Source organism: Geobacter sp. (assembly GCF_030834625.1).
In the GTDB taxonomy this organism is placed as follows: Bacteria; Desulfobacterota; Desulfuromonadia; order Geobacterales; family Geobacteraceae; genus Geobacter.
In genome coordinates, this window is record NZ_JAUQXO010000066.1 from 36,636 (window position 1) to 47,096 (window position 10,461).

A 10,461-nucleotide genomic window follows, 5' to 3' on the forward strand; every position below is an offset into this window, starting at 1 on the left:
GGAACCAAGGAAATCCTAACCTGGTTTCTCCTGACGGGTATATTCTCCACCCCGGCTGTATGCACCTCCCCCGGTTTTCGTGCGGCCCGGACATCACCCCATGCTTGATCTGATCAAGAAATACCGTGTCTTCCTGCTGACCGGCGCTGCCTTGCTGGCGGCCCTTGCCTTCTATTCCCTCAGCCTGAGGGATAAGGAACATGCGAGTGGTTTCGAGCGCGTGGTTCTCAACGTCTTTTCGCCGGTTCACAACGTCGGTGCCGGGGTTGGCGACTTCTTTTCCACTGCCTGGAATGACTACATCGACCTGGTTGACGTCCGGACGGAAAACAAGCAGTTGCGTGAAGCGGTGAAGACCCTCAACTCGCGGGTGATCGAAAACCGCGAAGCGGTCCGTGAGAACGAGCGGTTGAGGATGCTCCTCGACCTGAAGGCGATACAGCGGGCCCCCTCCGTGGCTGCCATGGTCATTGGCGAAGACAGCTCCCCCTGGTTCAAGACCCTTGTCATCAACCGGGGTTCGGTGGATGGCCTCCAGGAAGGGATGCCGGTGGTCGCTGCCAACGGGGTGGTGGGGCAGGTAGTCAAGGTTGCGGCGGGAAGTTCCCGTGTGCTCCTCCTCACCGACAATGCCAGCGGTATCGCCTCGGTGGTCCAGCGTTCCCGGGCCAGGGGAGTGGTCAAGGGGAAGGGGGGGAGCCTCTGCTCCCTCGAATTCTCCCTTCGGGATGAGGATGTGAAGGTTGGCGATGTGGTTGTTACCTCCGGCATTGGGGGCATATTCCCCAAGGGCCTTGTCGTTGGCGAGGTGACCATGGTGAAGAAGGGAGAGTACGGCATCTTCCAGACCATCAACGTACGGCCGGCCGTGAATATGGCGAAGCTTGAGGAAGTCCTCGTCCTGTTGCAGAAGGCTCCATGATCAAGACCCTCTGGTACGCCATCTTTGTTTTTGCGGCGCTCGTCCTGCAGGTGACCCTTTTCCCGACCTATCTCGCGGATCCCTTCAAGCCGAACCTCCTGATTATCTTCGTCGTCTACATGGGGCTGCGGGAGGGGGTGGCCTGGGGCGTGCTCGCCTACGTGCTCGGCCTTATTCATGACAGCTTTAGCGGCCTCTATTTGGGGCTGAACGGATTTTCATATCTGATCATCTTTCTGGGGCTGACCATGGTGGCCGGACGCCTCTTCACCGACCGGCGCTCCCTCATGATCCTCGGCGTCTTTTCCGCGACCATCGTCAACGGCTTCCTGAACCTGCTCCTGCTGTTTCTCTTCTCCTCTGCCCAGGGCATCTACGCAACCCTCCTCGAAAGCCTGATCCCTCAGGCGCTTGTCAACGCCCTGGTTGCCTCGGTTATCTTTACCTTCTCACCGCTGGCTCGGATGGGTGAGGCACGATGAACGAGAAGATTTTCATCCGGCAGACCCATGACCCCCGCAGACAGAAACAGGTAATTTTTCTTTCGTGCTTCGTGGCGTCCCTCTTTTTTCTGCTCCTTACGCGGCTCTGGTATCTTCAGGTTGTAAAGACCCAGGATTTCCAGAGCAAATCGGAGAGCAACCGCCTGCGCCTGGTCCCCGTTGCGGCGTCCCGGGGAACCATTTTCGACCGAAACGGCACGGTGCTTGTTAGCAACCGTCCCTCCTTCAGTGTTGCCGTCATTCCCCAGGAGGTGAAGGACCGCGACGCCCTCCTGGACCAGCTTTCAGCCTATCTCGGCATCGACCGGACCGAGCTCCTTGAAAAATGGGAAAAGGGAAAGGGGCGCGCACGGTACTACCCCATCGTCCTCGCGTCGGGCATTACCCGCGACCAGCTTGAGCTCCTTGAGGAGAAACGGCTTTGGCTCCCCGGGCTCGATGTTGAGGTCAAGCCGGTGCGTCAGTACGAGGCTGGCGTACTCGCTTCACACCTCCTTGGTTATATTGGCGAGATATCCGACGATGAGCTGAAGTCCGAAGGCTATGCCGGCTACAATTCGGGTGACTACGTGGGGAAGAGTGGCATAGAACGGAGTTGGGAACGGTTGCTTCACGGCAAGAATGGTGGGAGGCAGATCGAGGTGGATGCCCGGGGCCGGATCCTGCGGACCATCTCCGAAAATTCACCGGTCGTTGGCTCGAGCCTAGTGTTGACCATTGACGCGGAACTCCAGAAAAGGACCGAGCAGAGTTTCGGCGAGCAGGCGGGCGCTGCCGTGGCGATCGACGTGAACACCGGCGAGATCCTCGCCTTCTCCAGTAATCCCGATTTCGATCCCGCCCTCTTTGCCGGCCGGATGCCCCCCGACAAGTGGAAAGAGTACCTGGAGGACAAGCGCCATCCCTTGGAAAACAAGGCTCTCAAGGGGCAGTATCCGCCCGGCTCCACCTTCAAGATCATAACGGCCCTGGCCGGCTTGGAGGAGGGGCTCATAAACGAGCGGACCACGGTCGTCTGCCGGGGCTCCTACACCCTTGGAGGCAGCACGTTTGGCTGCTGGCAGAGAAAGGGGCACGGCGCGGTCAACCTGAGGCGAGCACTTAAGGAATCGTGCGACGTCTATTTCTACCAACTGGGTGAAAAACTCGGGATCGACAAGATTGCCGCTTATTCCCGCGCGTTAGCCCTTGGTGCCCCCATGGGGGTAGGGCTTGACAATGAGAAGGGGGGGCTCATCCCGACGTCGGAATGGAAGGAGAAGCGTCACAAGAAGAAATGGTTGCAAGGTGACACGCTCCCTGCTTCAATCGGTCAGGGGTATGTCCTCATGACCCCGATCCAGCTGGCCTCCATGATTGCTTCCGTTGCCACTGATGGTGTCGTGTACCGCCCCCACCTCATCAAGCGGATCATTGATCAGGACGGCAGGGTTATCCAGGAGTTCAAGCCGGAGATTCTTGCCAGGTCGGGAATCGGCACGCGGAGTTTCAGGCTGGTGAAGGAGGGGCTTTCCGCTGTCGTCAACGAGGGGGGGGGGACCGGCGGGATGGCACGGCTTTATGAGGTGCACGTGGCAGGCAAGACCGGGACGTCGCAGGTGGTGAAGCTCCGTGACAGAAAAGGTGGCATCCCCTACCAATACCGGGACCATGCCCTCTTCGTCGGCTTTGCCCCCTATGATAAACCCGAAGTGGCAGTGGCCGTGGTGATTGAGCACGGCGAGCACGGCGGCTCCGCAGCTGCACCGATTGCAGGGAGAATCCTTCGCGCCTATTTCGAGGGGAAGGGAACCATCCGGAGGCCAGTCAGGCAGGGGGCAGCTGCCGATACGGGAGGAGGGTCTGAGCAGGAGCCGGCGTCGACTGAACAGAGCGGCGGCGAGCCGCAGGGACAGGAAGAACAATGATCGATCGCAGACTTTTTACCAACTTCGACTGGACGCTCCTCGTGCTCGTGCTCCTCATCAGTGCCATCGGCGTGGTTAATATCTACAGTGCATCTGCCTCATACACCCTTGCAGGGGCACCGTATTATCTCAAGCAGTTCTACTGGATTGTTGCCAGCCTGATCCTTGTGGTCCTTGCCTGCAGCATCGACTACCATCTCTTCGAGGATGTGGCCTACTGGTTTTACGGGATACTCTGTGTCGTTCTGATTGTCGTGCTGTTGATGGGAAAGACATCCATGGGGGCTACCCGCTGGCTTCATCTTGGCTTTTTCAGCATCCAGCCGTCCGAACCGATGAAAGTGGTTATGATCATGACCCTTGCCCGGTTCCTCTCCCGCTATCCGGCCGTAGACGGCTTGACTCTGCGGGATCTGGTCTATCCCTTCCTCTTTGTGGGGGGGCCGGCGGTTCTCATCATGAAGCAGCCCGACCTCGGCACTGCCATCGTCGTGATCCTCATCGCCTGCTCCATGATCGCCTACGTGGGGGTACGCATTTCGGCCCTCGTTACCTGTCTTGCGGCAACGGTGCCCGTGGTCTATTTGGGGTGGCACTTCTTTCTGCGGGATTACCAGAAAAACCGCGTGCTCAACTTCCTCAATCCCGAGCGCGATCCGCTCGGGACCGGTTATCACATTATCCAGAGCAAGATTGCAGTTGGTTCAGGGGGACTTTTCGGCAAGGGTTACATGCAGGGAACCCAGACTCAGCTCCGATTCCTTCCGGAGCAGCACACCGATTTCGCTTTTTCGGTATTCGGGGAGGAGTGGGGGTTCATTGGATGCCTGACATTGCTGGTTCTCTATATTTCCCTCATTTTGTGGGGGCTCCACATTGCCGGCAGGTGTAACGACCGCTTTGGCAGTCTCATGGCCGTTGGGGTAACGGCCATGCTCTTCTGGCATACCATCATTAATATTGGCATGGTCATCGGGGTTTTTCCGGTGGTCGGCGTCCCCCTGCCGCTTTTCTCCTACGGCGGTACATCCATGATCACATCAATGATTGGCGTGGGGATACTGCTCAACATCAGCATGCGCAGGTTTATGTTCTAGTCTAGTATCCCTTTCGTCCCGCTAGTTAAGTTAGGCCACCTTGTTGTTCAGCAAGATGATCCCCTCTAGGCCGGCAATCCAGATGGTCCCGCAGGTGGTGCATTCAAGCAGGTTGTCGGCATATCCGTCAGAATGCATGTCGATTTCGATTTTTGTGTGATCGTTGCAGATGGGGCATTTCATGGTGTTTCATCTCCTTCTCGGTAGTATATTCGCTGCACTATACGGCAACGGTCACAGGCATTGCAATGGGCCATTTTATATAAAATAGCTCTAAAACAATAGTTTAGACCGTTTTGCTGTTTTGTCGCGTGGGTTGCAATTATAAAACAGCCGACGATGGTCAGGGTGACACTATTGAGACAGAACCTGCAACATAATGAATATTAATCGTAAATTGCATCTAGAACGTAATTATTCGAAAATTTAAAGTAATCGACCCATATTGCTGAAATTTTCTGCTGCGATTGTGAAATAAAATCCCCCTTAAGGCTTCGAACCATTGTTTGGAACCCCTGGTTCCCCGCAATGTTCTAACGTTCTTTTTCCCCAAGCACGGTTAGCGCCGCAATCCCAATCATCCTTTTGTATCTATCCAATTCCGGTCCGAAGGTTGCAGATTACAACATATCTTAGATGTGGTTAATCGTTCGGGCGTGTCAGTTGTTTTCCGAATGTAGCACTAATCATTGAGTTATTTCATGGTATCCAGTTTGACTTTTTCCGGTTAAAAGGGGTTGCAGGGTAAGTCATATCACCGGATATCCGGTTATTTGACGGTGCACTTGGTGCGGGGGTTCGAATTGGAGAGAAGTCGTTAGTATTCATTGAGGCGATTACGGAGTGTTTTTGCTGTGTTACAGATAGGGTCGACCATGCCGTGTCAAAATAACAACTTTAAGGATAATGAATTTTTCGTTGCTAATTTGGCTGGTGCCGTTAAAATGCAATTCATAATCGACTTGACAAAAGATATCGACACGTTACTGTATTCTATTAGGTTAGCGATAGCTAACTCGAAACCTGATTCAACTGCCAACTGCCTCGACAGCCTGTTGCAGACCCTCCCACTGACGACCTCCCGTTATTCAGGCTCAAGAGTACATAGGCCGAGCCGCGCAGGTGGGAAAAGAAACGCATCCAGTTACGTGCAAGCGAATGATTCGTTGCTATCCAAGGTTGGGTGTGTCCTCGTCAAGGCTGCGGTTCGTTGAAGCGGGCAGTGGAATCCCCGTTGGTTTCATGAGATGCGATGGGCGGTTTTACGCAGGGTTTTCACACATACAACACGAAGGAGGTGATGAACAGAGAAGGTGAGTTCATTCAATTGCAGTCAGCTAATGAAGTGCATTGCAGGAAAAAACACGAAAGGAGCAGAAAGGATATGAAACAGAAAGTATTGCTGAGCGCAGCGCTCACCGTTACGACGCTTCTAGGAGCAGCCGTCATCTGGGCGAATGTTCCGCCTCCCCCGGTCAATCAAACCATCGGTATTTTCGACACCCAGTTCGGCCAGCTTACGAGACCGGACTGTCTCACCGCGGCACCCTGCCACGTGAGCGACGAAATTCTCGTCCCGCGGCACCACAACCTCGTTGAGACCGAGGGTAAGCAGTGCCTTGATTGCCACCGGCTGGTCCAGGATCCGAATACCGGCATCTTCGGCTTCGCCGACTTCAGAAACTGTCTTCAGGTTGGGTGCCATATCTCTTCTCCGCACCACGTTACCACGCAGGCACAGCAGCAGAATTGCCAGGCCTGCCACGGCAGCCTGATCGACAACCCCGGCGACGGGCACTTCATCCCCACCTACGCCAAGTCGAGCGTCACGCCGAACACCAAGTGGTTCGGGAACAACCCGAACGACCCGAAGACCTACGGTGGCTGCGCGGTTTGCCACCAAGCGGATCTGACCACCACGCCACGCCCGATCCTCTCCAACCAGGATACCCATCACGGCACGGGTATCGGTTTCCCCCCCTCCCAGACCGGTCTTCCCATGCAGGTCGGTGACTGCAGCTGGTGCCATGGCAACGTGACCAACAACGCTACCCTCCTGGACATCAGGAAGTGCGAGCAGTGCCACGGTATCAAGTCGCTCCACAACATCCAGGTTGACACCCCTGCCGCCGCCAACGTCGGTACGATCGTTCCTGGCCAGGAAAGTGCCGGCTACGGCCACATCGGCAACAACAGCGACTGCTTCGGCTGCCACGGCTTCTTCGGCATGGCCGATACGGCCACTGCTCCGGCGACTATCCCGTCGGTGAGCGGCGTGAGCAAGCAGGTTCTTGCCGCAAATGTTGAAAACGTCCTGACTGTTCAAGGCCAGAGCTTCGTCAACAGCGATTCGACCGGTTCTGTTATCGTCAAGCCGGTAGTCACGGTAACCAACGGTTCCGTCTCCCTTACCGTGCAGCCGGTTTCCATCACCGACACCGAGGTGAAGGTCACTGTTCCGGCTCTCGTCGCTGGCAACTATGAGCTGCGCATCGACAAGCAGGGGACGTTCAGCAACCCGGTCAAACTGGTTGTTATCGCCCCCACGAGCATCAAGTCCGCTTCCATTTCCGGCAGGACCGTCACCATCACCGGCGCTGGCTTTGGCCAGGCACCCCCGGCCGACTACAATTCGGGCATGGGTGTAATCGTTGGTGCTGCGAACGTACAAGCGCAGATCGTCTCCTGGAGCGACGCCAAAATCGTGGTGTCCGTCCGTAGCGCCAAGGCTGGTGAGCCGGTTACGGTGAAGACCCTCAATGGTGGCATCTCCAAGCTCATGACTGCGGCTTCCAAGAAGCAGTTCTAGTAAACCGGTTGTAACCCGAGAGGTATAGGGGAGAGACACACTCTCCCCTATACCTCCTCCTGCTCTCTCGTTGAACACAAAATGAGGTCAACGCAATGATTCGTTTCATGCTGGTTGTGGTGCTCTGCGCCGCCACCCTCATTCCTCAGGATGCTTTTGCCGCCCGCAAGAATGTGATCGTCGGATATCGCCAGAAACCTGGCCTTCAGGACCACGCGAAAATCACTTCGTTATGGGGGCATGTCAAACGCTCCCATAAACTGATTCCCGCCTTGACTGCAGAATTGCCCGACACCGAGATTGAGTCCCTGCGCCGTGATCCCCGGGTGGCGTATGTCGTCGAGGATGTGACCGTCAGTTTGCCGCCGGTCTCCTCCCAGTCGGTTGTCACACCGGAGTATGCCGAGTCCTGGGGAGTCCAGAGGATAGGAGCCGCCACGGCTGCATCGCGGAATGTCAGGGGCGCGGGGGTTAAGGTGGCGATTATCGACACTGGCATTGACTCCTCCCATCCCGACCTCAATCAAAACTACAGGGGCGGGTACAATTTCATCACAGAGACCGCCCCCCCCTTGGATGACAGTTCAAACAGTCATGGTACCCACGTTGCGGGTATCATAGCAGCGAAAGACAATGGTACGGGCGTCGTCGGCGTGGCACCCGATGCGGAAATTTATGCTCTGAAGGTTCTTGACCATCTGGGTTTTGGGAGTCTGAGCGGCCTTATCGCCGCAATCGAATGGGCCATTACCAACAAAATGGACGTCATCAACATGAGCCTGGGTGGCCTTACGGTAGATCTCCCTCCTTTCAAGGATGCGTGTGACAGAGCTGTTGCAGCGGGTATTGTGATAGTTGCCGCGGCTGGCAACTCGGGGATCGAGCAGGTTAACTATCCTGCAGCCTATGAATCGGCCATTGCCGTCAGTTCAGTTGACAGAAACGATCAGCGGGCTGCTTCATCCAATTACGGGAGTGCGGTGGAACTGGCGGCGCCTGGTGTAGACATCCCCTCAACCGCTCGGGATGGAGGGTACACTACTCTGTCCGGTACTTCGCAGGCTGTCCCCCATGTGGTCGGGGCCGCGGCGCTCGTGATCTCGCAGGGCATACAGGACGCAAACGGCAACGGTACCCGCGTGGATGAGGTGCGGAGTCGCCTCAATTCCACGGCGACAGACCTGGGAGCCATCGGCCGCGACCCGTTTTTCGGATACGGCCTTGTCGACGTGGCCAAGGCAACCGAGACTGCCGACCAGCCCGCGACCTACCGTTACACGCTGAAGACGACGTTCTCCGATCCTCTCAAGAATGCGATAAAGTTTACTCTCCCTGCCGGCACCTATGAGATGTCGGTCACAAACAGTGGTCTGAATGCGGTGCTCGGCAAAGTAGAGGTAAATGGAATTATCGATATAAATCAGTCTTTCATTCACTGGTTTGGCCGGAATAAGTCTCAGACATTCGCGGTCGGCCTCGAGTTCCCGGGTGGAGAAGGGAAGATAGTAGTAGTGCCTATCGGGAAACGGGGCGCCTCGGCAGAAATCCTGATCACCCGGAAGAATTAGTGGAGAGGATACGAATCATGCGGCAGTGCGTGTATTACTCGGCGGTTCTCATCATTGCAGTTTTTTTTGGATGGACAGTCGTCGGCGTCAGTGCCGCCCACGCTTCGACAGAACAAGCGAGCCAACAGGCCGATGTGGTTGCCTCGGTCAATGGCGTACCGATTTACCGTAGCTCCCTCCTTCATGAATGGGAAGCCATGGTCAGGAAATACAAAATAAGCAGCACGAAGTTCGCCTCAAAGGAGGCGGAACAGCGTCAGTACCGTTCCATTCTCGACAAGCTCATCACGGTAGAACTCGTCCGTCAGGCGGTCCACGCGAAGCCGGTGCCGGATGTTGAGGCCCGGATGTCCGAGCGAATCAACGAGCTTAAAAGTAAAGCCCACTCCGAAGAGGAGTTTCTCAAAGGTCTCGCCAAGTCAAACAAGAATCTCGACTCTCTCAAGGAGGAGGTCCGGGAAACCATCCTCTTTGAGGAGTACATCAAGCGAAACAAATTGAAAGAGGTCACCGTTTCCGACCAGGAAATCGAACAGTACTACAAGCAGAACATGAAATCCTTCATGAACCCTGAACAGATAAAAACGCGCCATATTATAATCGCTGCTGAGGCGAAGGCGGGTGCCGAGGCGGCGGAGAAGGCCCTCCAGAAGGCCCGGGAAGTGCGCGAGAGGATACTGAAGGAGAAAAACTTCGCCGAGGTGGCCAAGGAGGTATCTTCCTGTTCATCGGCTGCGGAGGGGGGCGACCTGGGTTTCATCGAGCGCGGCTATATGCCCGCAGCCTTCGACAAGGTCGCGTTCGAGCTCAAGCCGGGGGAGATCAGTGAGCCGGTGAAGACGAGATTCGGCTACCATATCATTGAAGTGATGGAGCGTAAGGGAGAATCGCCCAAATCCCTTGCCGAAGTTAAAGGGTTTATTGCAAAGTACCTGAGTAACGTTAAGCAACAGGAGCAAATGAATGCCCATATCGCTAACCTGAAGCATAGCGCGAAGATTCAAATCTTTCTGGATTAATCGAGATACAGGAAATTAACACATAAGGAGCAACAAGAATGATTTCACTAGGGAAGAAAGTAGCAGTAATCATCCTGTCCCTCGGAATCCTGATCATGACTTTGACCGGAAACGCCCTCGCTGCGCGATGGATTCTTAAGAGCGGCGACTCGTCAGTGGTAGTCAATGATGCACAGACCACCACTAACGTTGCAAGCGGCGTCAATACCTGGACGTTTAACGGCGACCCGATATCGCGTCTCTATAAGCAGTGGTTTTGGTACAAAGTTGGCTCCAATCCTTTGGATCCGGAGTTATCCCTTCATACCCTGACCATGACGCCTGATACATTCACCGCGAATTCGCCGACCCATGGAATAAGTTTTGCCGATCCCCAAGGGCGATTCAATGCATATGTCAAATTTCAGCTTACCGATGGCGCCGGATTCAACTCATCTATAAAAAAGACGATAACCATCACCAACCTTACCAGCAGCGTCCTTGATTATCATTTTTACAGTTACTCCGATTTTGAAGTTTCCGACGAAGTTACCGACAACGTTTTCGTGATCAATGGCGAGCGGGTACTGCAGAAGGGCTATTCCGTCTATGGCGCCAGCCTGACTCTAACTCAGACTTCAACACTCAAGCCTAGCG

General features: G+C 55.3%; 8 protein-coding genes. 7 read left to right on the plus strand and 1 reads right to left on the minus strand.

All coding sequences use genetic code 11. The annotated features are described in order from the left end of the window. The first annotated feature begins 100 nt into the window (after window positions 1–100). Genes mreC through rodA form a run of 4 tightly spaced genes read left to right on the plus strand, consistent with a single transcriptional unit; the run spans window position 101 to window position 4,429 of the window. Entirely contained in the window at window positions 101–922 is an 822-nt protein-coding gene (mreC, locus tag RCH91_RS15795; protein ID WP_306535947.1) for a rod shape-determining protein MreC, read from the plus strand. Then, window positions 919–1,404, plus strand: coding sequence for a rod shape-determining protein MreD (gene mreD / locus RCH91_RS15800; RefSeq protein ID WP_306535948.1), 486 nt, complete (start codon window positions 919–921; stop codon window positions 1,402–1,404). Before mreC ends, mreD begins: the two co-directional genes overlap by 4 nt. Beyond that, window positions 1,401–3,332 (plus strand): penicillin-binding protein 2, encoded by a 1,932-nt coding sequence (mrdA, locus tag RCH91_RS15805; protein ID WP_306535949.1) that lies wholly within the window; start codon window positions 1,401–1,403, stop codon window positions 3,330–3,332. The genes mreD and mrdA overlap by 4 nt, the downstream gene beginning before the upstream one ends. After that, entirely contained in the window at window positions 3,329–4,429 is a 1,101-nt protein-coding gene (gene rodA, locus RCH91_RS15810; protein WP_306535950.1) for a rod shape-determining protein RodA, read from the plus strand. Before mrdA ends, rodA begins: the two co-directional genes overlap by 4 nt. Window positions 4,430–4,459: 30 nt before the next feature. Here the strand turns inward: rodA and RCH91_RS15815 are convergent, their stop codons facing one another. Further along, entirely contained in the window at window positions 4,460–4,612 is a 153-nt protein-coding gene (locus tag RCH91_RS15815; protein WP_306535951.1) for a hypothetical protein, read from the minus strand. Between the two features lie 1,201 nt (window positions 4,613–5,813). Here RCH91_RS15815 and RCH91_RS15820 point away from each other — a divergent pair. From RCH91_RS15820 to RCH91_RS15830, 3 genes are all read left to right on the plus strand, one after another. Then, on the plus strand, window positions 5,814–7,238 hold the full coding sequence (locus RCH91_RS15820; RefSeq protein ID WP_306535952.1) for an IPT/TIG domain-containing protein: 1,425 nt from the start codon (window positions 5,814–5,816) through the stop codon (window positions 7,236–7,238). A gap of 95 nt (window positions 7,239–7,333) precedes the next feature. Further along, on the plus strand, window positions 7,334–8,806 hold the full coding sequence (locus RCH91_RS15825; protein WP_306535953.1) for a S8 family peptidase: 1,473 nt from the start codon (window positions 7,334–7,336) through the stop codon (window positions 8,804–8,806). A gap of 17 nt (window positions 8,807–8,823) precedes the next feature. Beyond that, on the plus strand, window positions 8,824–9,825 hold the full coding sequence (locus RCH91_RS15830; protein WP_306535954.1) for a peptidylprolyl isomerase: 1,002 nt from the start codon (window positions 8,824–8,826) through the stop codon (window positions 9,823–9,825). Window positions 9,826–10,461: the final 636 nt, after the last annotated feature.

Coding starts and splice junctions, on each gene's coding strand:
- mreC (WP_306535947.1), top strand. CDS start 101: ATGCTTGATCTGATCAAGAAATACCGTGTCTTCCTGCTGACCGGCGCT.
- mreD (WP_306535948.1), top strand. CDS start 919: ATGATCAAGACCCTCTGGTACGCCATCTTTGTTTTTGCGGCGCTCGTC.
- mrdA (WP_306535949.1), top strand. CDS start 1,401: ATGAACGAGAAGATTTTCATCCGGCAGACCCATGACCCCCGCAGACAG.
- rodA (WP_306535950.1), top strand. CDS start 3,329: ATGATCGATCGCAGACTTTTTACCAACTTCGACTGGACGCTCCTCGTG.
- RCH91_RS15815 (WP_306535951.1), bottom strand. CDS start 4,612: ATGAAATGCCCCATCTGCAACGATCACACAAAAATCGAAATCGACATG.
- RCH91_RS15820 (WP_306535952.1), top strand. CDS start 5,814: ATGAAACAGAAAGTATTGCTGAGCGCAGCGCTCACCGTTACGACGCTT.
- RCH91_RS15825 (WP_306535953.1), top strand. CDS start 7,334: ATGATTCGTTTCATGCTGGTTGTGGTGCTCTGCGCCGCCACCCTCATT.
- RCH91_RS15830 (WP_306535954.1), top strand. CDS start 8,824: ATGCGGCAGTGCGTGTATTACTCGGCGGTTCTCATCATTGCAGTTTTT.